Here is a 23677-nt window from a genome sequence, read left to right as displayed (position 1 = left end):
TTATACCTGGTAGATGTGCGTCCGAAGAGTCTCCCCCGGGCGCTTTGCTTATCTACCTAGACGTATATGAACAGAATGGGGTCTTTAATACTGGCATTCCCGGGGTAGGCGCTCGCATCAAGTCCCGGTACAGGTCCTGCGTCTCCAATTATTGGCCGACGGAATGCGAGACCGTAGTGGAAGGGACCCCTCCGAAGGTAACGATCGAGTATGAACTGATCAAGACTGGGAATGTGGGTTCTGGATCCTTTGGGTGTTGCGAGGATATCGCCTTTTGGACCTTCGGAAGTACCCAGAACACCTATGCTCGGTTCCGGTACGCCGGGACGACCACCGTACGAGTGAGAAGGCCGCCGACTTGTTCCTTTTCGTCGAATGACACCATCCATACCTCGCTGGGCGTGGTTTCCAAGACGGTTTTCAAGGGTATCGGCTCGACGTCGGCTGAGCGCCCTTTCAAGATCGATCTGAGTTGCAAGGGAGGGGATGGCCTGAGCTCGCTGGATGTGTACGCCACGTTGACGGACGCCACCAAGCCAGGCAACCGCTCCAAGGTGCTGAACTTGTCGCCCGGGTCCGGCGCCACGGGCGTCGGGGTCGAAATATTGAATGGCACCACGGTGCTGGGATATGGCGCGGACTCGAACGTGCTTGGCAACCCTGGCCAATGGAAGGCAGGCACCGTGTCGCCCGGAGCCAGTGTCTTTTCCATCCCGTTGACGGCGCGCTACGTGCAAACCGACGAGGTCGTGACTGTCGGAACCGCCAATGCGCGGGCCACGTTCACGATGAGCTATCAGTAGCGGCGCCCCAGCCGCCACAACAGAATCGTCGCGATCAGGATCGCGGCGACATTGAACTGCATGGCGCTGGCAAAGGCACTGGCGTGACGTTCGGCCCCGCTTGCAGCGGCATGGGCATCGAGCGTGCCGGCATACAGCATGCCCGCCGCCGACACGCCCAGCGCCGCGCCCACCTGCTGCAAGGTCGACACCACGCCGGCCGCCATGCCAGCGTGGCGGTCGTCGACGAAGCCCAGCGCCAGATTCACCAGCGGCGTGTTGACGGCGCCCTGGGCCGCGCCCAGCCACACCAGCGCCGGCAACAGCGACCACGGCGCCAGGCTCGCGCCGGCCGCCTCCACCTGCAGCATCAAGGTTGCCGTGGCGCCGCCATACAGCAGGGCGGCCAGCGCGATGGCATGCGTGCCGAAGCGCGCCACCAGCCGCGGCGCCGCCATCGATCCGGCCACGAAGCCCACGCTGGCGGGGGCGAAGATCAGGCCGGCCGTCAGCGCGTCCAGGCCGAAGCCAGTCTGCACCAGCAGCGCATAGCAGAGGAACATGGCGCTGGCGGTGGAGAACACCAGCATGACCAGCAGTCAACCCGCCGCGAAGCGCGGCTGCGCCAGCAAGGCCATGTCAACGAGCGGCGCGCCGCCGCGGGCCGCGACACGCCGCTGCATGCGCACGAACAGCGCCAGCGCGATCAGCGCTGCCACGCCGCAGGCCACCGTCCACGCGGGCCAGCGGCGCGCGGGACCTTCTATCAGCGCCAGCAGCAGCAGGGCCAGTCCTGCGCCCACCAGCGCCGAACCGGGCCAGTCCATGCTGGCGGCCGAGGGCTCGCGCGATTCCGGGATATGGCGTGCCAGCCGCCACGCCAACAGGCCCAGCGGCACGTTGAGCAGGAAGATGCTGCGCCATGCCAGCCCGAACAGGTCGGCATGCACGATCCAGCCGCCCAGCACCTGTCCGGCGATGGCCGCCAGTCCCAGCGTCATGCCCAGCAAGCCGAAGGCGCGCTGCCGTTCCTGGCCCTGATAGCTGACTCGGATCAGCGCATACACCTGCGGAAACAGCATGGCCGCGGCCATGCCTTGCAGGATGCGCGCGGCGATCAGCGTGTCGGCCGTGGGCGCCAGGCCGCACAGCGCCGAGGCCAGCGCAAACCCCGCCATGCCCAGCATGAAGAGGCGCCGCCGGCCATGGCGGTCGCCCAGCCGGCTGCCCGCGATCAGCAGCACGCCATAGGCCAGCTCGTAGGCGGCGATGATGAAGCTGATCTGCGCGAAGCTGGCGGACAAGGTGGATTGCATGCTGGGAATGGCGACGTTCACCACGAACAGATCGAAGATCGTGATGAAGCCGCCAGACAGCAGCACGGCCAGGCCCAGGCGGCCCAGGGCGGGCTGCGGCGCGGCGTGCGCGCCAGGGCAGGGGAGTGTGGAAGAAGACATGGAAAGCGCCATCGGAGTCAGGATGGGCGCTATTCTGGAGAGGCTTTTAGCCTTATACAATTTAGCTGTTTATGCTATTACCAGGTGCAATAGACTCATGACCGCAACCGCAGCCCCCAAGCGCCTGGAGCGCACCCGCGCCGATCTGTCGGAATTTCTGCGGCTGCGCCGCGAACGGCTCAGTCCTGCCGAGCTGGGGCTGCCCGCGGGAGGCCGCCGGCGCACGCCGGGATTGCGGCGCGAGGAAGTGGCCGCGTTGGCCGGCGTGGGCCTGGCCTGGTACACCTGGTTCGAACAAGGGCGCAACATCAGCGTGTCGGCAGGCTTCCTGGAAAACCTGGCGCGCGTGCTGAAGCTGGACGCGGCCGAACGCCGTCATCTCTACCTGCTGGCGCACCAGCGTCCGCCATCGGAACCGGGGCGCACCTGGTGTACGGTGCCCGCACAGGTGCGCCGCCTGATGGACGACCTGCCCGCGCGCCCGGCCTACATCCTCAATCTGCGCTGGGACGTAGTGGCGTGGAATGCGTCCGCAGACCGCGTGTTCAATTTTTCAACGCAGGCGCCGGGCCGCAGAAACCTGTTGTGGATGCTGTTCGCGGATCCGGCGATGCGCGAACTGTTCGTGGACTGGCCAGCGCAAGCGCCCGCCATGCTGTCCACATTCCGGCGCGACTTCGCCAGCGCGGGCCAGGCGCCGGACGTCGGAGAGCTGGTGGATGAACTGGAGCGCGTATCGCCGGACTTCAAGAGCTGGTGGCGCGAACACGATGTGCACGGGTCCTGCATGGGCCTGCGCAGCCTCTGCCTGCCAGCCCTGGGCGCGCTGGCGTTCGAGCATTCCACCTTGTCGGTGGACGAGAGCCGGCACCTGCGGCTGGTGGTTTACGCGCCCGCGCCCGACGAACCCAAGGCGGCGGCGTTCGAGCGTTGGCTCGCGGGGCGCGTAGCGGCCCGATCCAAGCCCGCACGTGGCACCAGGGAATAGGCGCGCCGTGGGTCTACGGAGCCGTGGCGGGCGGCTCCTATAGTCGGGGCATCTTCATACCGCCGCGTCCTCGCGGATGCTTCCGCCGGCCATGTCCACCACTGCGCTTTCCCGCCGCCACGCCTTGCTGCTGCTGGGCGTGGTGGTGCTGGCCTGGGGCTTCACCTGGATCGTCAACAAGCTGCTGTTGCAGTACATGACGCCTATCTGGGCAGCGGCCGCGCGCAGCATCGCGGGCACCGTCGCATTGCTGTTGCTGGGTCTCGCGCTGCGCCGCGTGGCCCGGCCGGTCAAGGCCGACCTTCCGGTGATTTTCAGCGTGGGGCTGCTGCACATGGGGGCGTTTGCCGCGCTGGTCAGCCTGGGCATGCTGTACGTGCCGGCGGGCCGCTCGGCCGTGCTGGCCTACACCACGCCTTTGTGGGTGATACCGGGCGCCTGGCTGTTCCTGAGGGAGTCAGTGGGGCCAGCCCGGCGGGCCGGGCTGGCGCTGGGCCTCCTGGGGCTGGTTGTCATCTTCAATCCGCTGGCTTTTGACTGGACCAATCGCGATGCCCTGTTGGGCAATGGCCTGATCCTGCTGGCGGCGCTGTGCTGGGCGGCCAATATCGTCTACGTGCGCGCACACCGCTGGGTTACGCCGCCCTTCGAACTCGCGCTGTGGCAGGCCCTGTTGGCTTCGGCCGTACTGTCGGCCGTGGCGTACGCAACCGAAGGTCCGCCGCAAGTGGCGTGGAGCGCCGACCTGGCATGGCTGCTGGGCTATGCCGGTGTCTTCGGCATCGCGGTGGCGCACTGGGCTGCCGTGAATGTAAATCGTGCCTTGCCCGCGGGCGTGACTTCCATCGGATTGTTGGGGGTACCCGTGTTCGGCTTGCTGTGCTCGGCCCTGTTCCTGCACGAGCCGGTCAGCGTTTCGCTGCTGTTGGGCATGGCGCTCATCGTGGGAGGGATCGCGGCAGGGGTGATCGAACGTCGCGCTTGACGGCCGGACTATCGCAGGTATATCGTAAGATATATGTCGTAAGATATAACTCGTACGATAGACACCGGAGGTAAACCATGCGTGACGCCCAATTCCTTACCGCATTCGTGCGCCGAGCCCGCCAGAAGCCGCAGGGCCGCCACGGTCATTCCCATTCCCATCATCCCCATGCGCACCATCGCCACCACGGCGAAGGCCATGGCCACCACCAGCGCCACGCCGCCGCGGGCGGGGACTGGTTCTCCGGTCCGGCCGACGAGCGCGGCGAAGGCGGCGGCTTCGGCGGCGGTTTCGGCGACGACGGCCGCGGCTGGACCCGCAGCCGCAAAGTCAGCGCCGACGACCTGCAGCTGATGCTGCTGGGCCTGCTGGAAAAGAATCCCAGCCATGGCTACGAGCTGATCAAGGCGCTGGGTGCGCTCAGCAACGGTTTCTACACGCCCAGCCCCGGCATGGTGTATCCCGCGCTGACCTACCTGGAAGAGCTGGGCTACGCCACCGTCGAGCAAGAGGGCGCGAAGAAGCGCTATCACCTGGCGGAACCGGGCCGTGCGCACCTGGACGGCAATCGCGAACGCCTGGCGCTGATGTTCAACAAGCTCAAGCACGTGGCGCGCAAGATGGACTGGATGCGCCAGGCCTGGAGCGGCCAGCCGCGCAACGTCGGCCCCGAAGGCGAAGACACCGCCACCGGCTGGCTGCCGGAGTTCGTGGCCGCGCGCCAGGCGCTCAAGCGCGCGCTGCTGGACCGCACCGACGCCTCGCCCGCCGAGCAGCGGCGCATCGCGGCCATCCTGGCCCGCGCCACTGCCGACATCACGGAACAGAGCTGTTCCTGAAGACCTCATTCCTGGAGTATCCATGACCCGCAACGACCTGAATGTCGAACGCGTCCGCCACAACCTGAAGATGCGCACGCTGACCGTGGCCAGCGTCGAACGCGTCGCAGGCCTGATGGCCCGCGTCACCTTCACCGGCGACGAACTGCAGGACTTCGTGTCCGCCTCGTTCGACGACCACGTCAAACTGTTCTTTCCCGCCGATCCTTCCCTGCCGCCAGCGCTGCCGGCGGTGACACCGGACGGCATCAAGTTCCCGGAGGACATGCCCAAGCCCGCCGCCCGCGACTACACGCCGCGCTTTTTCGACGCGGCGCGCAAGGAGCTCGTCATCGACTTCGTGCTGCACGGCGACGGCCCCGCGTCCACCTGGGCCGAACAGGCCAAGCCGGGCCAACTGCTGGGCATAGGCGGGCCGCGCGGCTCCTTCGTCGTACCCACGGGCTTCGACTGGCATGTGCTGATCGGAGATGAAACCGCCTTGCCCGCCATCGCCCGCCGACTGGAAGAGCTGCCGGCCAGCGCGCAGGCGCTGGTGCTGATCGAAGTGCCGGATGCTTCCAACGAAATCCCGCTGGCTACCGCAGCGCAAGCCTCGGTGCGCTGGCTGCACCGCAACGGCACCGCGGCGGGCTACAGCACCCTGTTGCTGGAAGCCGCGCGCGAGCTGACGCTGCCGCCGGGCGAAGGCTATGCCTGGGTGGCCGCGGAATCGGCCGCGGCCAAGGCCGTGCGGGAAATCATGGTTGCGCAGCATGGCGTCGACAAGAGCCGCATCCGCGCGGCCAGCTACTGGAAACGCGGCGCCGTGGCTGTGCACGAATCGCACGAAGGCTGAATCGTCGGCTGGCGAGGGAGTAAAGATCTTCAGCCGCCGGCCAACGCCAGCAGATTGCGTACCCGCCCGCCCGCGCCTTCTTCGCGCACAGCCAGGCCCAGCACTGCGCGCGGCCAGTCCAGCGCGAAAGGGCGGTACACCACGCCGTCGGGACGCAGATGGCGCAGCGATTCCGGTACGATGGCCACGCCCATGCCCGCCGCTACCAGGTTCACCGCCGACGACAGTTGCGGCGCGCGCTGGCCGATCTGCGGATTCAGTCCATGCTGGCGGCAGGCGGCCATGATGTCGGCGCTGAGCCCATAGCCGGATTTGCGCGAATACAGGATGAAGCGTTCCTGCTGCAGATCGGCAGGCGCCAGCCGCTTGCGCCGCGCCAGCGCGTGGCCCAGCGGCAGCGCCACCACCAGCGGTTCCTGCGCCAGTTGCGTGAATGCCAGGCCGCCGTCCAGCGCGAAGGGCGGGCGCACGAAGGCCGCGTCGATCGCGCCGCTGCGCAGTTGCGTCACCAGCGTTTCGCTATCGCCCTGCGACAGCGTCATCTCCACGTCCGGATAGCGCTGCCGGTACTGCCGTATCAATTCCGTCACCACGCCGCTGAAGGACGCGGATTCCGTGAATCCCAATGTCAGTTCGCCGACTTCGCCGCGCGCGGCCCGCTGCGCCGTGCGCACAGCGGCGTCTGCCCGCTGCAGGATGTCTTGCGCGCAGACCAGGAAGGCGCGTCCGGCATCGTTCAGCGCAACGCCACGCCCGGTGCGATCGAACAGCGGCGTGCCGACTTCCTGCTCCAGTTGGCGGATCTGCTGCGACAGCGGCGGCTGCGCCATGCCCAGCTGCTCGGCCGCGCGTGTGAAGTGCTGGGCCTCGGCTGTGGCGACGAAGTAACGCAGGTGACGCAGTTCCATATTGGTACTTTGAAAGTATTGATTATGAATTTTCCATATATTGGACATTCTATTGTGACGGGCCGATCATGCATACATCGACGACACCCGCAAAGGAATCCGCATGACTGCCTCCATCAAACCCAGCACCCTGTTGCGCCAGCACCTGGCCCGCGACATCGTCGTGGCGCCCGGCGCCTATGACGGCATGTCGGCCCGGCTGGTGGCCGCGGCCGGCTTTTCCGCCGTCTACGCCAGCGGCGGCGCCATCGCGCGTGCAGCCGGCTATCCGGACATCGGCCTGCTCAGCTTCACCGAGGTCATGGATCGCGTGGAAAAGATCGTGGACGCCAGCGGCCTGCCGGTGGTGGCCGATGCCGACACCGGCTTTGGCGGTTCGGCCAACGTGGAGCGCACCGTGCGCATCATGGAACGCGCCGGCGTGGCGGCCTTCCATATCGAAGACCAGTCCTTCCCCAAGCGCTGCGGCCACCTGGACGACAAGAGCCTGGTGGACGCCGAGGAAATGTGCCGCAAGGTGCATATCGCGCGCCAGACGCTGAGCGACCCCGATGCGCTGGTGATCGCGCGCACCGACGCCATTGCGGTCGAAGGTTTCGAGGCCGCGCTTTCGCGCGCCGAGCGCTATCTGAAGGCGGGCGCGGACATGATCTTCGTGGAAGCGCCCGAGACGCTGGAGCAGATCCGCGCCATCGCCGAACGCCTGCCGGGCCTGAAGCTCATCAACATGTTCTACGGCGGCAAGACGCCGCTCACGCCGCTGGCCGACCTGGCGGCCATGGGCTACCGCCTGGCGATCATCCCATCGGACCTGCAGCGCGCCGCCATCCACGCCATGCAGGCCACGCTTGCGGCCATCAAGCAGACAGGCGACAGCAGCGCGCTGGCCGATCAGCTCACCAGCTTCAAGGAGCGGGAGGAGATCGTGCAGACGCGCCGCTACCTGGCGCTGGACACGCAGTAAGCGCGCGGCGCTAGCGGGGGCAGCGGCTCGGCAGGCTCAGCGGCCACAGCCGCTGGTTGTGCGAGCCGTACAGCGTGCGAATGCCGCATTCCATTTCCACGCGCGCCACCTGCTTGCCGGTGGGATCGATGATCATCGATTGCTCCAGCGTGGATACCACCGCGCGGCCCTTGCTGAAGGGCGCGACCACCCGGTAATCCGCGGCGATCGCGACCTTGCCCTGCGCATCCACGTAGCCGTAGCCGCTATCGATGCCGACCGGCGCCAGGCCTTCGCGCAGCGGGCCCAGCGCGTCGAATGCCGGGCCGGACAGCGCGCCTTTGCCGTCCAGCGCGCGCATGCCGCGGTTGGACACGCGCGTTACCGCGCGCCCTTCGGAATAGGCTGACGCAAGGCCCTCGACGGAAAGCCGCTTCTTGCCGTCCAGGCCGGTGTAGTCGGTCATCTCCCGGTTGCCCGCGTAGTAATGCCGCAGCAGCATGTCGGAGCCCAGCGGCCAGCGCCATTCGCCGGCGGGCAACGCGGTCACGGTCTTGCCCTGGTCGTCGATCAGGCGCGGACCGTCTTCGCCCGTCAGCAGGGCGCGGGCGGGGGTGCCGCGGAAGGTGCCGGCGACGGCCGAGGACGGCGCGATCTGCCATTGCCCCTGGCTGTCCAGATAGCCTTGGCGCGGCTGGCGGCGCAGCACCGTCCAGTCGCCCATGCGCACGTAGTCCGCATCTTCCATGTCCACCGCTTGCGAGCCGTCAGGCGCAATGGTCCAGCGGTGCTTGTCGTCGCTGGCTGCGATTGAGCCTTCGCTGTCCACGCCGACCGAGAGCTTGGGCCGGAAGGCGGTCAGCGCGCGGCCCTCGGCGTTGAAGACGGCGGCGGGACGTTCGTACTCTTCCTGCTGCGGGCCGGCCTGGCGCAGCTTCCAGATCTTGGCGGTGATGCGTTCCGCGCTGTGGTGGCTGGGCGGCACGATCCACTTGCCCTTAAGGTCGATGATCCCGACGCGATCCTGGCCCAGCGAGGCGACCGCCTGGCCGTCCTGGAAGAGGCCGATGTCCTGGAACGCGGGCGCGGCGATTTCCTTGCCGGCGACGAAGTCGTACAGGCCCCAGGGCGAGCCCTCGGCTGCGGTCTTGAGGAAACGGACCACGCCGGGGGCGACGATCGGCGCTTCGAAGAAGTCGCGGGGCAGGTCGTAGGTCTTGCCGCTGCGGTCCAGCATGCGGCTCACGCCATCGGCGTAGGCCGGTGCGTAACCATGGCGGAACGGCCCGATGTGCTGCTGCGCGGGCAGATCCATGGGCTTGCCCACGGCATCGAGCAGCAGCAGGCCTGCGGCGGTCTGGGCTGCGTAGCGCAGCTGCTCCGCCTTGAGTCCGGCGGCTTCCGCATCCGCCTGCGCGCCGTAATCCTCGTCGGATCCGTCCAGCGGGATGATGCTGCGCCAGGCCGGGTCGGAGGCAATGCCGCCGTCGGCCAGCAGCAGGCCGGCGCCGTCCTCGGTGCATTGGCAGTGGTCCTGGGCCAGCAGGCCCAGTGCGCTGCCGGGTATGTCCAGCGGCAGCTCCTTGAGCGAGCGGCTCTTGGCGGCTTCCACCGTTTCGGGCTTGAGCAGCAGGCGGCCTTCATCGTCCAGCACGTTGAGCAGTTCGCCTTCCTGCTTGAAGAGCCACAGCTTGCCCTGGCTGACCACCATCCTGCCGGTGTCCTTGAGCCAGGCGGGCGCCGTTTCGCCGTGCAGCCAGTTGCCCATCGGCGTCAGCAGGCCAACCGGTACGCGTTCCTCGTTCGAGAACAGCACGTAGCCGTTCTGGTCCTCGGCCACGAACAGGCCCGCGCCCAGCGTCAGCGGCTCCGCGCGCCCCGGAACCAGCGCCATCTGCTTGCCGCCCGAGGGGTAGACGATGGCGTCGCCGTGGCGCTGCGATTCCTGCGCTTCGGCGGACTTGAGCGTAACGACGGGCTTGCCGCCGCTATCCAGCACCACATAGGAACCGCGGCCGAGCTCGGCGCTCCAGAATGCCTTGGTCACGGGCATCAGGCTGCGATAGCCCTGGTCAGCGCCCACGGGCTTGCCATCGAGGTCCAGCAGCAGCGCACCGCCGTCGGCATAGGCGACGGCCATCGAGCCGTCTTCGCCCGGCACCGAGATGTCCTGATAGTCGGGCTCGAGCACCCACTTCCAGTCCCGGTCCACCAGGCCGTACCGGCCTTCCTTGTTGGTGGCGATGTACAGGCCATTGCCATAGGACTTGATGATGCTGACGCCGGCATCGCTGTAACGGCGTTCGCCGGTGCTGGAGCGGTACTCCGGCTTGTATTCCACCGTCGCCAGCGCCGGCACGCCCGCGCCCACGTGCAAGGACTGCACGCCTTCGTCCAACGGTGCGCCCACCGGCTGGCCCTTGCGGTCTATCAATAGATAGCGGCCGTCCAGTATGGCCACGGTCAGGCCGATCTCGGCGTAGTCCTGCACGGCGTCATAGCGCGGCGGCACCGCCATCCGGCCTTTGGTGTCGATGAAGCCCCACTTGCCTTTCCATTTCACCGCGGCCAGGCCGTGACGGAAATCGCCCACCGCTTCGAAGATGGGCGAAATCGCCAGCCGGCCGTTCTGGTCCAGGAAACCCCAGGCATGGCGGCGCAGCGAATGATCGCGCGGCACGCGGTCGATGTTCACCAGCGCGGACGGCAGCAGCACTGCGGCGCGTTGGTCCGCCAGCGTGCGGATGCAGCCGTTCGCGTAGGGACTGATGTCGTCGTCGGCTGCGACGCTGTAGGGCTTTTCCTCGATGCAGTACGAGTATTGCGCATGCGCCGACAGGGACGCGCCCAGCGCGGCCAGGGCGCAGGCAAGGCGGGTGGTGCGTATCGCGCGTGACTTCATGGTTGTTTCGCTTTGGCGTTGTCGGGGGCGAGTTCGAACTTGTCGGCCACGGGGCAATCCATTTTCTGCTGCGGCCAGGTGATCCTGCCCTGGTCGTCCAGGATGGTCACCGTGTCGCATACCTCGGTGAACGTGGCGATGGGCACGCCCTTGGTATCGATGTACTGCGTGTTCCGGCCCTGATGGTTGCTGCGGACCAGCGCGCGTTCTTCGCTGAAGTTTCCGGCCCAGGTAAAGACGGGCGGAATCGCATAGCGTCCCGTCAGGTCGATGTAGCCATATAGCGTGCCGGAATACTGCAGGCGGCGCGCCACCGCCAGGCCGTTGTTCAGCGGGCCCAGCGTGTCGAAGTGCGGTCCCACGATGCGCTTGCCGTTGGCATCGATGAAGCCGTGCCTGCCGTTGCCCGAGCGGCTGCGATAGGGGGCTACGCCTTCGTTGGCGCTGCGGTCTTCCACGCTGTAGGTGCCGTCGATGCGCGTGATCTCGCGGCCCTGCAGGTCCGTCATGATGCTGACGGAATTTTCCGAGTCGTGGAACACGATGCGCTGCATGGTTGCCAGCGGCGAGCCGTCGCCCAGCTTGCCCAGCACGGTCTTGCCGTCCTGGTCGATCACGCGGTAGTCGGAGCCGTTGTAGGCGCGCGCCAGTCCCTCGGGCTGCGCGAAGAAGGGATTGAACTCGCCGTAGATGGCGGGAACCTTCATGTTGCCGCGGGCATCGATGGCGCCCTCGCGGTCGTCATGTTCGATGTAGAGCCAGTGCTGGTAGAGCTCCGTGCGCTTGGCTCGGCCGTCGGAGACTCGCGTGGCGCCGCCCTTGGCGTCGAACAACATGGTTCCGCCGCCCGCCAGCGCGGCCAGGTAGCGTCCGTCCTTCAGGCGCTCAGGTTTGCCGGTCACGGGCTCGCTGGGCTTGCCGGTGCGCAGGTTCACCAGGCGGTAGGTGGTGTCGAAAGAGCTGCGGGAGCGTTGTCCGGGAGCGTTGTCCTCGACCAGCATGAGGCCGTTGCCCAGATATTCGAGTTTGTACGAGCTGTCCTGCGTGGCGGGCACCACCCATTTGCCCTCGCGGTTCATGACGCCCCAGCGGTCCTGGTGCTGGACCTTGGTCCAATCGTCTTCGAACTTCTCCATGCTTTCGTACACCGGCTTGACGGCGGGCGCACCCTTGGCGACATTCCAGATGCCCCAGCGGTTCTCGCGGTTTTCGTCCGGCGCGCGGTACTGGATCAGTTCGCCATCGAAGTACCTGGCGCCGTCCAGTATCTCGGCAGGGACCGCGACGGCCTTGCCTCGGGCGTCGATCAACTGGTCGCCGTCGCTGCGGTTGCGCCCCGCGCCCGCCTGCGCGTAGCCGCCGCGGAACGGATGGATGACGCTGTAGCGCGGCTGCACAGCCCAGTTGCCGTCGGCGTCGATGGCGCCATACTTGCCGTTGGCGGCGCGCACCGGCAAGGGCATGGTCACGTCGTAGCTGGACATGTCCTCCCAGTCCGGGTTGGTCACGATCTTGCCCTTGGACGTCAGTATGCCGAGAGGCTGCGTATAGTCCAGGGGCCGCAACAGGGCCAGCGGCAAGCTGTCCGCGAAGGCCCGGCCGTGTGTGGACTCGCGCGCGGAAAAGGCCCTGATGTCGTAGTCCTGCAGGCGTGCGACGGTGTCGGCGTCGAGCAGCGGCTTGCCTTCGCGCGTATAGATCTGCAGCAGGCCGCCGCCGGTGTCGGGCGAGGCATCCGCGCTCGTCGCTTGCGCGGTGGCGTCCACTGCGGCGGCGGCCACGTCCATTGCGGCAGGCGTGGCGACGTCGACGGCCACGGTCTCGGCTTCCGAGGCCGCGGCTGCCGCGGCGACCGCCTCCTGCGCCGCAATTGCGGCGTCGGCCGAGGCCTCCACCGCCTCTCCGGGACCGTCATCAGGGACCGCGGCGGCGCCGGCCGCTGCGGCATCGGCTGCCACTGCCGCGGCCTCGGCCGCGTCGACCGCCATATCCACGGCGCGCGGTGGCAGGGAAGCCGTCACCCAGGCCAGTCCGTTGCTCAGCTGCACGCGGCCATGGCGCGCGTCTATCTTGCGGAAATTGCCGGCGGGATCGATCAGCAGCACGGCTTCGTCATCGATCATGACGCGCCAGCCCTCGCGTTCATCCAGGCCGATGTAATTGCCCTTGAATGCATGCTGGACGCCGAGCTTGGCGTTCAACAGCAGCGCCTTGCCCGCGCCTTTCTGCTTGACCAGCCATAGCCCAGGCCCCGCCAGTTGCACGTGCTCATAGCGCTGCTTGTGGATGGTCTTGCCGCGCGGATCCACGAACGTCCAGCCTGCGTCGCGGCTCACCGCCAGCACGTCGCCGTCGCGCAATGCGGGCTCGCGGGCGCGCAACACGTCCGGCGCGATCGCCCAGCGGGCCTGCTCGTCCAGCAGCCCCCACCAGCCGCTGTAGCGCGAATCGCGCAACTGGGCGGGCAGGTAGCCGCCGCTGGGCGCGGCCAGCGCCATGACGCCGGCAGGCAGCGTCGCCGCCTTGCCGGTTGCGGTATTGAACAGGCGCGGCGGCATGGGCATCTCCATCGATGCCAGCTTCTGCCCCCGCTGGAAGCCCCACGAGCGCGTGCCCAGCTCGAAGGTCTTGATGATGTTGCCCTTGCGGTCGATCAGCACATCGTGCCCGTCTTCCTCGGCCAGTGCGGAACCCTCGGCGTTAAAGCCCGTTGCCTCGGAAAAGCGCGGCTTGATCGCCCATTGCCCTTGCGTATCGATATAGCCCCATAGCCCATCCTGGTTCACGGCGGCCAGGCCGTTCTGAAAGGACTTGGCCTCCTGGAAGGACGGCGCGATGGCCATGCGGCCTCGCTTGTCGAGATAGCCCCAGCGGCCGGCGTCGTCATCGGCCGATCCGGTCAGCACGGCGGCCAGCCCTTCGTGGAAGGCCTGCTGGCATTCCAGGTTGGCGCCGTTGTATTCGTTGTAGCCAGGGGCGCACTGGTCGATCCAGTTGGACCTGGCCTGCGCCGCGCCAGGCACGACGGGCAGGGCGGCCAGCGCCACGGCCAGCGCCAGGGGTTTGAGGGCGAGCGGGGTCTTCATTGTGCAGCGGCGCGGGCTGCAACCGCGCAAGCGTAAAGGCCGGGCTGGGCGTGCCACATGGTCGTATGCCTGCCAAGAATGATGGGAAAGGCAGCACTGTAACCAGCGTCAGCGGGCAATTGCGCGGCAAATGTAACTTTAGAAAACAAACCGTTAACAACACTGCCGCCGCTGTCCGGAAAGGGGCAGCGCTGGCATTCCCGCCATGCATGCAGCGGACAAAAAATAATCGGTTGATGCGCGCGTCGTGCGGCCCTGTAATGGACGCCGGTGCCTGCTCGCACGCAGGCGACGTTCCACTGCCGAGGTCCGCCATGCCCGTCCTGCGCAAGTCTTCACTGGATGCTTCTCAGCTGTTGCTGCTGGTGCTGGCCGGCGGCGTCATCATGGGCCTGGCGCTGGGCGTGCGCCACGTGCAGGGCCTGTTCCTCCTGCCCGTCACGATGGACCGGGGCTGGAGCCGCGAGACCTTCGCCATGGCGCTGGCGGTGCAGAACCTGACATGGGGCGTGGTCCAGCCCTTTACCGGCATGATTGCCGACCGCTACGGTTCGGCCAAGGTGATCGCGGGCGGGCTGGTGTTCTATGCGCTGGGGTTGGTAGGCATGGCGCATGCCACTACGCCCGCCGGGTTCCTGTGGACCGCCGGGGTATGCATAGGCATCGCGCTGTCCGGCACTGCATTTGCCGCGATCTACGGCGCGCTCAGCCGGCTGGTGGCGCCCGAGCGCCGCAGCTGGGCGCTGGGCGTGGCGGGCGCCGTGGGCGGCCTGGGCCAGTTCACCATGGTGCCGGCCGCCCAATGGCTGATCAGCGGCTGGGGCTGGGTCGCGGCCCTGCTGTCGTTCGCGCTGGCGTTGGCCGTGCTGCTGCCCCTGGCTTGGCCGCTGCGGGAGTCTCCCGGCCGGGAGCAGGGCGCGTCCGCGGGCGAGGCGGGGCTGTCCATGTCCGCGGCCATACGCGAGGCCTTCGCCCAGCCCGGCTTCTGGTTGCTGAACCTGGGTTTCCTGGCCTGCGGTTTCCAGCTGGCCTTCATCGGCACGCATTTGCCCGCCTACCTGATGGACAAAGGCCTGCGCGCGTCCGACGCGGTGGCGGCGTTGGCCATCATCGCGCTGACCAACGTCATGGGCACTTATGTCTGCGGCGTCCTGGGCGGACGCCACCGCCGCAAGTACCTGCTGGCCGGCATCTACCTGCTGCGCACGGCCGCCATCGCGCTGTTCGTGCTGCTGCCGCTGTCGTCGTGGACCGTATATGTGTTCGCGGCGGTCATGGGCTTTGTCTGGCTGGGCACGGTGCCGCTCACCAACGGGCTGATATCCCAGGTGTTCGGCGTGCGCTACATCACGACCCTGTTCGGCTTCGTGTTCTTCGGCCACCAGCTCGGTTCCTTCCTGGGCGTGTGGCTGGGCGGCGTGGTGTTCGAGGCCACGGGGTCCTACGACCTGATCTGGCTGGGCGCGATGGCGCTGGGCGTGCTGTCGGCGGCGCTGCATTGGCCGATAGACGACCGCGAGATTCCCCGCGTCCGCACCGCGGGCGCGCCCGGATAGCGGGTGGCCTACAGCGGCCGGTGCTGCGTGCCCGCGCCCATGGTGATGTGCAGCATGCGGCAGGGACCGGCCACCTTGAGCGTGTGCCAGATGCCCTTGGGGACCACATAGGCGTCGCCCGCCTGCATCCGCACGGCCTGCTCGCCCGTCGGCCATTCCAGCCGCAATTCCGCGGCGCCTTCGATCAGGCGCAAGACCTCGTCGGCCTGCGGGTGCATTTCCCATTGCGGCCAGTCCTTTTCGAAGGCGTATTCGGACACCAGCCAGCCGCGGCCGAACCGCTCCAGTTCCTCTTCGGGCTGCGACCAGAAGGCGTTGCCGCCTTCGACGGCACTACAGGCGCCTGAGGCGTCCAGCAGGAGATAGTGCGACGACAGATTGGTAGTCATGTTGCGCTTCCTGGGGTGAGGAGTGTCGGGCCAGTGTAAAGCGATATCATGTGCATCTTCATCGGCTATAACAGGAGAGGGCGATGCGCCAGGGATTCGACGGGGTCAGGCCCGCGTCCGAGTCTTCCATCGAGATCGGCTTCTTCTATGAAGGCCGGCATTGCGTCGAACGCATCCGGGCCAAGCCCACCGCCGCCAACCTCAAGCGCGCCGCCGACAGGCGGGCCGCCATTCTCGAGGCCATCGCGCGCGGCGAATTCGACTACGACGCCGAGTTTCCCAAGCGCGGCGGCGCGACCAAGCCACCACAGGGTTCCGCATGACGAGCGACAAGCAGCTGGACATCAACGATCTGACGCCGGACGCCTTCAGGGCCTACGGTTGGATGCTGGGCAAGCCCATGCCGGACGGCAATGGCGTGCCGCTGTTCTCCAATCCGGATACTGACTTCTGGCAGGAGCATCTGTTCAACACCGGCGCCGGCGGCGACGCCGAGCTGCTGTGGGTCAACTACCGCAGCCAGTCCTTTGAAATCTCCAGCCTGGAAAAGCATCTGCTGACGCAGCAGGCCATCGTGCCGCTGACGGGCGAGATCATCCAGGTCGTGGCGCGCAGCGCGGCTGACGGCAGTCCGGACCTGGCCACGCTCGCGGCATTCCGCGTGCCGCAGGGGCAGGGCGTCTGCATGCGCCCGGGCTGCTGGCACGCCACGCGCGTCACGGACGAGGAAGTCACCTGCCTGATGCTGACCCGCCGTTCCACCACAGTGGACCTGATCCAGCACCTGACCACGGATGCTTCCGCCAGCGAAAGCGCCATTGTCGCGATTCCGGTCCAACGGCTCGAAGCCCAGGCCCAGGCCGCCTAAACGCTGATCTTCGCCGCTAGTCGCGGCGTATTCCCGCTTACCGGCAGGCAGGCGGGATGGCAGACTGCCGCCTCCGGTCATAGCAACCCAAGAATTCCCCCATGAGTGAAGTATCGATCGAGGCGCTGAGACGAAATCTCGCAGCCAAGATAAAGCAGGCCACCCAAACACCCAATCCGCCGCCCACCCGCTGGCAGCGCCTGCGCCAGCGCTTCCTGACCCGCGATCCCAAGGCCCGCGGCCTGCGTGTCCTGACCGTGGTCACGCTGCTGTATCTCTACATCGAATTCAGCTTCAGCGCCTGGCTGCTGGACGTGATGTCTGAAAACGCCAGCAACCGCGTGGACACGGCCGAGGCATGGGGACGCCTGATTTCGGGCTTTGCCGTGGCCCTGCTGGTCTGGCCCGTCATTTTCGCGCGCACCCGCCGATGGCGGATCACGGTGCCGTTGTTGATCGTTGTGTCGCTGGCCATCATCACTGCGGTGTATCAGGGGGAGCGCAAGCTGATCGACTCCCTGGTGGACAGCTCCACCGCTGAAAGCCGCGCCGCCGCCGTCACTGGCGCCTTGCTGCGTCAAGGGCTGGCCACCGGCACCGTAAGCGCCAGCATGCTCGATGGGCTATGGGCCGACGAGAATGCACAGTCGGTGGCCGGCAAGGCTTTCGTGGGCGTGGTGTCCTACATGGCCGCGCAATCCGACGCGGCGCGCCGGCAGACCATGGCGATCGCGCCCGAGGTGGTGCGCGCCGTGATCGAACAGAACGTGGGCGGGCGGGACGCGGAGTACCAGCGTTTCGTCGACAGCCAGGAAGATATCCGCGGCCGCCACAAATACTTCTACGAGCGCGGCATCCAGAACCACCAGAAAGAACTGGCGCGAATCCCGGCGCGCGCCGAGCGCGATTGGGAACACTACCTGGACCGGCTGGACGCCAAGAACCGCAAGTGGGGCCGCGCCCGCCTGCGCGACCGCAGCGGCGAGCTGGTACCCGGCTTCGTGGCGCCGCGCGTGCGGGACGAAGTGCGCAAGATGGGGCTGGACGTGCCCGATTCCTGGCGCACCGGCGACAAAGCCTACTTCGTGCGCCTGGCGCAGCAGAAGTACCGCAAGCAGATGGACGAGGCGCTGCAACGCGAACTGGAAGGCATGCCGCCCAACCTGGGGCTGGAGGCGTTTGCCGCGCATCCGGTCGTGCAGAAGAAATGGCGCATGAGCCTGGGCTATCCGGAAAAGGTGGCGCGCCTGACGCTGGCCGTGATCTCGGCGGACGAATTCAACAAGCGCTACTACCAGCCGGTGCTGGCCGGCCGCACCATGGACCGCCTGCAGGACTACCGCAGCCAGGCCCGCGACTACGGCGCCGGCGGCAAGCGCGAGGCCGAAGGAAAAAAGGCCTATGAAGCCATGATCGCGCCCGTGTTCGCCCTGACGCTGTCGCTGCTGGGCGCCCTGGTCCACATCGGCAAGACCAACCTGCTGCTGGCGCAGCTTGCGAGCGGCTGGCGCTTCAGGAGTCCGCTGGTCAAGGCGGGGGCGCTATTGGCCGCGGTGCTGCTGGTCTGCCTGCTGGCGCGCGCGGCCATCAGCACGCCGCTGACCTCGCATCCCACCTACCAGGCGTGGACGCAAGCCGCGGGCGGGCAGTCGGTGTTGACGGCGGTGCTGGACACCATGATCAAGATGCAGTCGCTGGCCTACCCCGTGTTCGACGTGGCCAGGCAGGGGCTGGAATTCGTGGCGGGCAAGGCGTCCCGCTAGAGTGCGGAGCCACCCTCGCCGTCAATCCGCTTCGCTGTATTCGTAGCCCAGGCGGGCGAACAGCGGCCACTTGTTGCGGTAGTTGGCTGTCCAGCACATGCCGTAGTAGGCCCCGAATGGCTCTTCCACCTTGTGGACCTGGATTCGCGCGGCCGCCTCGGCGTCCGCGGGGCTGAAAGCCTGGCCCGGTGTCGGGTATAGATCGCCCTCCCATATCGGCTTGCCGCAGTGGGCGCAAAAGTTGGTCCATTGCCCTTGGTTGTCGGGGTTCTGGCGGTAGTGGGGAGACAGTGCCTGCATGGCCTGCGCCACCGCGGGCGACAGCAGCCCGGTCTGGGAAATCAGCGCGGGATCGGCAATATCCAGCCATTGCGGCGGGCTGAACAGCCACGTGCTGAAATCCGTGGGGCTCAGCCCGGGGCTGTCGGCATCGGCTTCGTCCAGCTCGATGTCGGCTTCCGTGCATTGATGGCCGGGCGGCACCGCCAGGGCGTGCACCGGCGTTTCTTCGCCGCAGCGCGTGCACGCATGCGTCGCCTGCAGCACGAAGTAAGAGGACGCGCGTATGTTCATCTGCGGGTATTCCGCGGCCGGATCTTGCGTATGCATGGGCTGGTGCTGTTCCTGTTCTGGCTCGCTGTTTCTTCTACATCGCCAGGAAATATGCCAGAATTCCCCGGACTTTACGCTTTGAATGCGATGCCGGCCGCATGGGCGTCGCCAACCTCACGCAGTGTTGTGTTGGAGCACCGGATGCGCGATAGCCAGAGTAGCACTGGATTTTCCTCCAAGGTCCGCGGCAGCGGTCCCGCGCTGATGGCGGCGCGCCTGATGGTCGCGGCCGCGCTGGCGGGCGGACTGGCGGGATGCGCCTTCAACTCCCATGATTCGAGCGGTTCGCAATCGGTAGGCATCGACGGCGTCACCGCGCAGCAGGCGCGCGCCATCGCCCGCGAAGCCTATCTCTACGGCACGCCCATGGTCGCAAGCTACCAGACCATGCATGCCTTCAGCATCGACAAGAACAACCCCCAGTACAAAGGTCCGTTCAATACGGTCAACAACGTCGCGCGCGTCTTCACGCCCGAAGACACCGCCTTCGTCACGCCCAACGCCGACACGCCGTACACCTTCGCGGTGCTGGACCTGCGCGCCGAACCCGTGGTCATCACCGTGCCCGCCATGGAGCCGCGCCGCTACTTCGTGCTGCAGCTGATGGACCTGTACACCTACAACTTCGCCTACATCGGCAGCCGCAGCACGGGCAATGGCGGCGGCCGGTTCCTGGTGGCCGGCCCGCGCTGGAAGGGCAAGGCGCCGGCAGGCATCACCAAGGTAATCCGGTCGGAGACCGATCTGGTCAATCTGGTCGGGCGCACCCAGCTCTTTAATGCGGGCGACCTGCCCAACGTCAAGCGCATCCAGTCACGCTACAAGATCCAGGCGCTGTCCGCCTACCGCAAGCAGCGCGCGCCGGAACCGGCGCCGGCGGTGGACTGGATAGCGCCCGAGCCGCCCGCGCAGATGCGCAGTTCGCTGGAGTTCTACAACCAGCTTGCCTTCCTGCTGCAGTTCGCGCCGACCCATTCTTCGGAACAATCATTGCGCGAACGCTTTGCCAGCATCGGCCTGGAACCCGGCCGGGAGTTCGACTTCAACAGCATGAACCCCGCGTTGCGCCGCGCCTTGCAGGAAGGCATGCACGACGGCCAGAACGATATCGACAAGAACCGCGAGGCCCTGAATGGCAAGACCGATCGGCTCTTCGGCGACCGCAATACGCTGAAGAACGATTACCTCGCACGCGCCACCGGCACGCAGGTCGGCATCGGCGGCAACAGCCGCGAGGAAGCGCTCTATCCCGTGTTGGAAAACGACAGCACAGGCCAGCCGCTGGACGGCCGCAACAAATACACCTTGCGCTTCGCCCCGCGCAGCCTGCCGCCCGTCAACGCATTCTGGTCCATGACCATGTATCGCCTGCCCGAACAGCTGCTGGCGTCCAATCCGCTCAAGCGGTACCTGATCAATTCGTCCATGCTGCCGTCGCTCAAACGCGATCGCGATGGCGGCATCACGATCTACATCCAGTCGGAGTCGCCCGGCAAGGGCAAAGAGTCCAACTGGCTGCCCGCGCCGGCGGGGCCCTTCATGGTCACGTTGCGGTACTACTGGCCCAAGCCCGCGCTGCTGGAAGGAAAGTGGACTTCGCCGCAGATTGAGCGGGCCAGACAGGCGCCGCAGGCGCGGTCCGCGCCTTCCCCGCTCCAGGTTCGACACTAGCGGCGGTCTGGGCTACAAGAAGGCCTCGCGCAGGCCGGCCATCGACGTCCGGCCGGGCGCAGTCGGGCAACCGACCACCCAGGGAGGCTCGCGCCGCATGAAGCGCAATTTCAATATTCACGACCTGCGCATTTTCTACGCGGTGGTCATGACCGGATCGACCCGGCAGGCCGCGCAGTCCATGCACCTGACGCAGCCGGCGGTCAGCCACGCGATATCCCGCCTGGAAGGCGCGACCGGCGTGCAGCTGTTTGACCGGTCCCACAAGACCTTGCGTCCGACCGAGGCCGGACAGTACCTGTACAGCGAGGCCAAGTTCGTGCTGGACGAGCTGGTCCGCATCGACGAGGCCCTGCACAGCATCGAACAATTCGGCGGGCGCGGCCTGCGCATCGCGTCTTCGCCCGCGCTGGCGCTGGGCTACGCGCCCGACGCGGTGCGGCGCTATCTGGACGCCAACGGCACCCGGCCTTTTTCCATCGACATCGAATCATCCGTGCAGGCCATCAGCGCGGTCGAAACCATGCGCGCGGACTTCGGCCTTGGCGCGGTGGAGCGCGACAGCGCCCGCCTGGCGTTCACGCCGTTTCTGCGCGCCGACGTCATGGCCATCGCGCATCGCGACCACCCCTTGGCCGGGCGCGACACCATCGCGGCGGCCGATGTACCGCCAGACACCTATGTGAAGCCCTTGTGGTCCGACTATGTAGTGGCCCAGGGCGACATCGCGGATACGCTGTTGCTTAGCTCGGGCATGCGGGCGCACATGTCGCTGCTGCCCAGCACGGTGCGGGCGGTCCGGGGCATCAGCCTGGTCAATGCGCTCTCCGCCTGGGACATCGTGGCGGCCTATCCCGATCTGGTCGCCCGGCCCCTGGCGTCGCGGCAGTGGTTCGATTTCTACCTCATCACCCGCCAGGAAGAGCGCGGCCAGGACCTGGCCGAGCGGCTGCTGGACGCCCTGCGCGCCACGGCTCAGGACCGTCGCCAGGGCGTCTATGCGCATACGGTCCAGTTGCTGGAATAGACGGCGGCCTTACTCCGCCGGCGGCTGCCAGGGCAGCGATTGCAGGTCGCCGTCTATGCTGATCGCCTGCCCGCTGATCATCGCTCCGAACGGGCTGGCCAGGAACAAAGCCATGTTGGCGATGTCGGCGGCCCGCACGAACTGCCGCAGGCTGACGCCGGCCAGCTCCAGCCGGGTCTCTTCTTCCACGGTCAGGCCCATGTTCCGGGCACGCGCCTCGATCACGCGGTCGATCCGCGGCCCCGCCACCAGTCCGGGCAGCAGCGCGTTGACGCGGATGCCATGGCCGCCCAGTTCGACCGCGAGCGAACGCGTCAAGCCCACCACGCCCCATTTGGTCGCTGCGTAGGGCGTGCGCATGGGGATGCCCATGCGGCCCGCCACCGAACTGATGTTGATGATGCTGCCGCCGCCCGAGGTACGCAGCGCCGGCAGCGCATGCCGCACCGTGTGGAATTGCGATGCCAGATTAATGTCCAGCGTGGCGTCCAGTTCCTGCCGCTGGATGTCCGCGATCCCTGCCGTGGGGCCGGCGATGCCGGCGTTGTTGACCAGCACGTCCAGGCCGCCCAGCTGCGCCAGCGCTTCCTGCATATAGCGGTCGATCTCTTCGCGCCGGCTCACGTCGGCGCGCGACCAGGGGTGAGGGCAGGCCGCCAGCGCCTGCTCATCCACATCGCAGACGTGCACCTTGGCGCCGCGGTCCGCGAATGCGGCGGCGATTGCCGCGCCGATACCGGCGGCGCCCGCGGTCACGATGACGCGCTTGCCGGACAGATCCACGGGCAACGCGGAAATGTCCCCCGGAACAACGTTCTTCATAGTCATGCCAGATCCTTGCCGTTACGGCTCAGGGCTTCATCAAACGGCAGGTCGATTCCGCCGGCGAGGTATAGACCTGATCGCCCGGCACGCGGGCCACCAGCTTGTAGTAGTCCCAGGGCGCCTTCGACTCCGACGGGCTCTTCACCTGCATCAGGAACATGTCGTGCACCATCAGGCCGTCGGCGCGGATCTTTCCGTCCTTCACGAAGAAGTCATTGACCGGATTCGCCTTCAGCCATTTCATGATGGTGTCGCCATCGGTGCTCTTGGTGGCTTCCACTGCCTTCAGATAGGTCGTGGCGGCGGAATAGTCGCCGGCTTGCAGCATCGACGGCTTTTTCTTCATGGCGGCTTCGAAGCGCGCGGCCCACTTGCGCGAGGCGTCGTCCTGGTCCCAGTACCAGGCCGTGGTCAGATACATGTTCTGCGCGGCTTGCAGTCCCAGCGCGTGCACGTCCGTAATCAATACCAGCAGGCCCGCGATCTTCATCTTGGGCGTCAGGCCGAATTCATTGGCTGCCTTGACGGCATTGCTGGTGTCGCTGGCCGAGTTCGCCAGCCCCAGCACCGATGCGCCGGATGCCTGCGCCTGCAGGATGAAGGAAGAGAAATCCGCCGCGTTCAGCGGGTGCCGGACCCGCCCCTTGACGTTGCCGCCGTCGGCCTGCACCACCGCTGAGGCATCGCGCTCCAGCGCGTGTCCGAAGGCGTGGTCCACCGTCAGGAAGTACCAGTCCTTGTTGCCTTCCTTCATCATCGCGCGGGCCGTGCCGCGCGCCAGCGAAACCGTGTCGTACACATAGTGCACGGTGTAGGGCGTGCATTGCGAATTCGTCAGCTCGGAGGCGCCCGCGCTCACCACGAAGAACGGCGTCTTCTTTTCTTCGGCCACTTTCGCCATCGCCAGCGCTGCCGCGGAATTGGCGCCCGCAATCAGCATGTTCACGCCCTTCTGGTCCAGCCATTCGCGCGCCCTGGACGAGGCGATGTCGGCCCGGTTCTGGTGGTCTGCCACCAGCACCTCGACCTTCTTTCCCGCCACCACGCCGCCCAGGTCCGCCACCGCCATTTTGATCGCCTCGGCTCCGCCCGGGCCGTCGGCATCCGCCGACAGGCCGGACATGTCGGTGATGAAGCCGATGCGGATCACGCCGTCGTCGGCCTGCGCCATGCCGGCCGTCCCCAACAGCGTCGCGAGCGCGGCTGCGCACAATGTCATTTTCATGTCTGTCTCCCCA

At 67.0% G+C, this 23677-nt stretch carries 19 protein-coding genes and 1 pseudogene; 12 read left to right on the top strand and 8 right to left on the bottom strand.

All coding sequences use genetic code 11. The annotated features are described in order from the left end of the window. Window positions 1–341: 341 nt before the first annotated feature. Window positions 342–803, top strand: a complete 462-nt coding sequence (locus HV793_RS04210; protein WP_158598578.1) for a fimbrial protein — start codon at window positions 342–344, stop codon at window positions 801–803. Here HV793_RS04210 and HV793_RS04205 read toward each other — a convergent pair. After that, window positions 797–2239, bottom strand: a pseudogene (locus tag HV793_RS04205) (MFS transporter). The gene HV793_RS04210 and the pseudogene HV793_RS04205 sit on opposite strands and share 7 nt — an antisense overlap. Window positions 2240–2336: 97 nt before the next feature. On the opposite strand from HV793_RS04205, the gene HV793_RS04200 reads away from it, so the two are divergent. The 4 genes from HV793_RS04200 to HV793_RS04185 all read left to right on the top strand — a co-directional run bounded on the left by HV793_RS04200 (window position 2337) and on the right by HV793_RS04185 (window position 5889). Beyond that, a complete protein-coding gene (locus HV793_RS04200) occupies window positions 2337–3227 on the top strand; it encodes a helix-turn-helix transcriptional regulator (RefSeq protein ID WP_054458811.1) in 891 nt (296 codons plus the stop codon). A gap of 91 nt (window positions 3228–3318) precedes the next feature. Beyond that, on the top strand, window positions 3319–4212 hold the full coding sequence (locus HV793_RS04195; RefSeq protein ID WP_054458909.1) for a DMT family transporter: 894 nt from the start codon (window positions 3319–3321) through the stop codon (window positions 4210–4212). Between the two features lie 77 nt (window positions 4213–4289). Further along, a complete protein-coding gene (locus HV793_RS31070; RefSeq protein ID WP_054458813.1) occupies window positions 4290–5051 on the top strand; it encodes a PadR family transcriptional regulator in 762 nt (253 codons plus the stop codon). A gap of 22 nt (window positions 5052–5073) precedes the next feature. Then, window positions 5074–5889 (top strand): siderophore-interacting protein, encoded by an 816-nt coding sequence (locus HV793_RS04185; protein ID WP_054458815.1) that lies wholly within the window; start codon window positions 5074–5076, stop codon window positions 5887–5889. Between the two features lie 29 nt (window positions 5890–5918). Here HV793_RS04185 and HV793_RS04180 read toward each other — a convergent pair whose 3' ends face one another. After that, entirely contained in the window at window positions 5919–6797 is an 879-nt protein-coding gene (locus HV793_RS04180) for a LysR family transcriptional regulator (RefSeq protein ID WP_054458817.1), read from the bottom strand. Window positions 6798–6900: 103 nt separating this feature from the next. Here HV793_RS04180 and HV793_RS04175 point away from each other — a divergent pair, with 103 nt between their 5' ends. After that, complete coding sequence (locus HV793_RS04175; RefSeq protein ID WP_119451688.1) at window positions 6901–7761, top strand: isocitrate lyase/PEP mutase family protein; 861 nt, start codon at window positions 6901–6903, stop codon at window positions 7759–7761. Window positions 7762–7771: 10 nt separating this feature from the next. Here the strand turns inward: HV793_RS04175 and HV793_RS04170 are convergent, their stop codons facing one another. After that, the gene (locus HV793_RS04170; RefSeq protein WP_175212732.1) at window positions 7772–10642 is read right to left on the bottom strand and encodes a WG repeat-containing protein; all 2871 of its coding nucleotides are present in this window, start codon (window positions 10640–10642) and stop codon (window positions 7772–7774) included. Continuing rightward, window positions 10639–13728, bottom strand: coding sequence for a WG repeat-containing protein (locus HV793_RS04165; RefSeq protein WP_175212731.1), 3090 nt, complete (start codon window positions 13726–13728; stop codon window positions 10639–10641). The genes HV793_RS04170 and HV793_RS04165 overlap by 4 nt, the downstream gene beginning before the upstream one ends. Before the next feature lie 314 nt (window positions 13729–14042). Between HV793_RS04165 and HV793_RS04160 the strand changes: the two genes are divergently transcribed. Beyond that, window positions 14043–15284 carry an MFS transporter gene (locus HV793_RS04160; protein ID WP_054458823.1) on the top strand — a complete coding sequence of 414 codons (1242 nt, stop codon included), beginning with the start codon at window positions 14043–14045 and terminating at the stop codon, window positions 15282–15284. Window positions 15285–15292: 8 nt separating this feature from the next. Here HV793_RS04160 and HV793_RS04155 read toward each other — a convergent pair whose 3' ends face one another. Beyond that, window positions 15293–15673: a cupin domain-containing protein gene (locus HV793_RS04155; RefSeq protein WP_054458825.1), complete on the bottom strand. Its 381-nt coding sequence runs from the start codon at window positions 15671–15673 to the stop codon at window positions 15293–15295. A gap of 83 nt (window positions 15674–15756) precedes the next feature. On the opposite strand from HV793_RS04155, the gene HV793_RS04150 reads away from it, so the two are divergent. The 3 genes from HV793_RS04150 (at window position 15757) to HV793_RS04140 (ending at window position 18304) form a co-directional block, all read left to right on the top strand. Then, entirely contained in the window at window positions 15757–15996 is a 240-nt protein-coding gene (locus HV793_RS04150; RefSeq protein WP_054458828.1) for an Arm DNA-binding domain-containing protein, read from the top strand. Beyond that, window positions 15993–16541 carry an ureidoglycolate lyase gene (locus HV793_RS04145; protein ID WP_054458830.1) on the top strand — a complete coding sequence of 183 codons (549 nt, stop codon included), beginning with the start codon at window positions 15993–15995 and terminating at the stop codon, window positions 16539–16541. Before HV793_RS04150 ends, HV793_RS04145 begins: the two co-directional genes overlap by 4 nt. A gap of 101 nt (window positions 16542–16642) precedes the next feature. Beyond that, a complete protein-coding gene (locus HV793_RS04140) occupies window positions 16643–18304 on the top strand; it encodes a hypothetical protein (RefSeq protein ID WP_175212730.1) in 1662 nt (553 codons plus the stop codon). Between the two features lie 21 nt (window positions 18305–18325). Here the strand turns inward: HV793_RS04140 and HV793_RS04135 are convergent, their stop codons facing one another. Then, the gene (locus HV793_RS04135) at window positions 18326–18913 is read right to left on the bottom strand and encodes a hypothetical protein (protein WP_125470304.1); all 588 of its coding nucleotides are present in this window, start codon (window positions 18911–18913) and stop codon (window positions 18326–18328) included. 144 nt (window positions 18914–19057) lie between these two features. Between HV793_RS04135 and HV793_RS04130 the strand changes: the two genes are divergently transcribed. Continuing rightward, window positions 19058–20587 carry a DUF1254 domain-containing protein gene (locus HV793_RS04130; protein ID WP_175212729.1) on the top strand — a complete coding sequence of 510 codons (1530 nt, stop codon included), beginning with the start codon at window positions 19058–19060 and terminating at the stop codon, window positions 20585–20587. 97 nt (window positions 20588–20684) lie between these two features. Continuing rightward, window positions 20685–21614 (top strand): LysR family transcriptional regulator, encoded by a 930-nt coding sequence (locus tag HV793_RS04125; protein WP_175212728.1) that lies wholly within the window; start codon window positions 20685–20687, stop codon window positions 21612–21614. 9 nt (window positions 21615–21623) lie between these two features. On the opposite strand, the gene HV793_RS04120 is transcribed toward HV793_RS04125, so the two are convergent. Next, on the bottom strand, window positions 21624–22442 hold the full coding sequence (locus HV793_RS04120; protein WP_175212727.1) for an SDR family oxidoreductase: 819 nt from the start codon (window positions 22440–22442) through the stop codon (window positions 21624–21626). A gap of 22 nt (window positions 22443–22464) precedes the next feature. After that, the gene (locus HV793_RS04115) at window positions 22465–23664 is read right to left on the bottom strand and encodes an ABC transporter substrate-binding protein (protein ID WP_175212726.1); all 1200 of its coding nucleotides are present in this window, start codon (window positions 23662–23664) and stop codon (window positions 22465–22467) included. Between the last annotated feature and the right edge of the window lie 13 nt (window positions 23665–23677).

Source organism: Achromobacter aegrifaciens (genome assembly GCF_902859965.1).
GTDB classification, from domain to species: domain Bacteria; phylum Pseudomonadota; class Gammaproteobacteria; order Burkholderiales; family Burkholderiaceae_B; genus Achromobacter; species Achromobacter aegrifaciens.
Note: the sequence above shows the minus strand (reverse complement) of the source record. Positions and strands in the feature narration are given on the sequence as shown.

What these genes read in the sequence shown, in the direction of transcription:
- HV793_RS04140 (WP_175212730.1), top strand. Translation starts at nt 16,643, where the DNA reads ATGAGTGAAGTATCGATCGAGGCGCTGAGACGAAATCTCGCAGCCAAG.
- HV793_RS04120 (WP_175212727.1), bottom strand. Translation starts at nt 22,442, where the DNA reads ATGACTATGAAGAACGTTGTTCCGGGGGACATTTCCGCGTTGCCCGTG.
- HV793_RS31070 (WP_054458813.1), top strand. Translation starts at nt 4,290, where the DNA reads ATGCGTGACGCCCAATTCCTTACCGCATTCGTGCGCCGAGCCCGCCAG.
- HV793_RS04170 (WP_175212732.1), bottom strand. Translation starts at nt 10,642, where the DNA reads ATGAAGTCACGCGCGATACGCACCACCCGCCTTGCCTGCGCCCTGGCC.
- HV793_RS04195 (WP_054458909.1), top strand. Translation starts at nt 3,319, where the DNA reads ATGTCCACCACTGCGCTTTCCCGCCGCCACGCCTTGCTGCTGCTGGGC.
- HV793_RS04165 (WP_175212731.1), bottom strand. Translation starts at nt 13,728, where the DNA reads ATGAAGACCCCGCTCGCCCTCAAACCCCTGGCGCTGGCCGTGGCGCTG.
- HV793_RS04175 (WP_119451688.1), top strand. Translation starts at nt 6,901, where the DNA reads ATGACTGCCTCCATCAAACCCAGCACCCTGTTGCGCCAGCACCTGGCC.
- HV793_RS04145 (WP_054458830.1), top strand. Translation starts at nt 15,993, where the DNA reads ATGACGAGCGACAAGCAGCTGGACATCAACGATCTGACGCCGGACGCC.
- HV793_RS04135 (WP_125470304.1), bottom strand. Translation starts at nt 18,913, where the DNA reads ATGCATACGCAAGATCCGGCCGCGGAATACCCGCAGATGAACATACGC.
- HV793_RS04125 (WP_175212728.1), top strand. Translation starts at nt 20,685, where the DNA reads ATGAAGCGCAATTTCAATATTCACGACCTGCGCATTTTCTACGCGGTG.
- HV793_RS04160 (WP_054458823.1), top strand. Translation starts at nt 14,043, where the DNA reads ATGCCCGTCCTGCGCAAGTCTTCACTGGATGCTTCTCAGCTGTTGCTG.
- HV793_RS04115 (WP_175212726.1), bottom strand. Translation starts at nt 23,664, where the DNA reads ATGAAAATGACATTGTGCGCAGCCGCGCTCGCGACGCTGTTGGGGACG.
- HV793_RS04180 (WP_054458817.1), bottom strand. Translation starts at nt 6,797, where the DNA reads ATGGAACTGCGTCACCTGCGTTACTTCGTCGCCACAGCCGAGGCCCAG.
- HV793_RS04200 (WP_054458811.1), top strand. Translation starts at nt 2,337, where the DNA reads ATGACCGCAACCGCAGCCCCCAAGCGCCTGGAGCGCACCCGCGCCGAT.
- HV793_RS04130 (WP_175212729.1), top strand. Translation starts at nt 19,058, where the DNA reads ATGCGCGATAGCCAGAGTAGCACTGGATTTTCCTCCAAGGTCCGCGGC.
- HV793_RS04185 (WP_054458815.1), top strand. Translation starts at nt 5,074, where the DNA reads ATGACCCGCAACGACCTGAATGTCGAACGCGTCCGCCACAACCTGAAG.
- HV793_RS04155 (WP_054458825.1), bottom strand. Translation starts at nt 15,673, where the DNA reads ATGACTACCAATCTGTCGTCGCACTATCTCCTGCTGGACGCCTCAGGC.
- HV793_RS04150 (WP_054458828.1), top strand. Translation starts at nt 15,757, where the DNA reads ATGCGCCAGGGATTCGACGGGGTCAGGCCCGCGTCCGAGTCTTCCATC.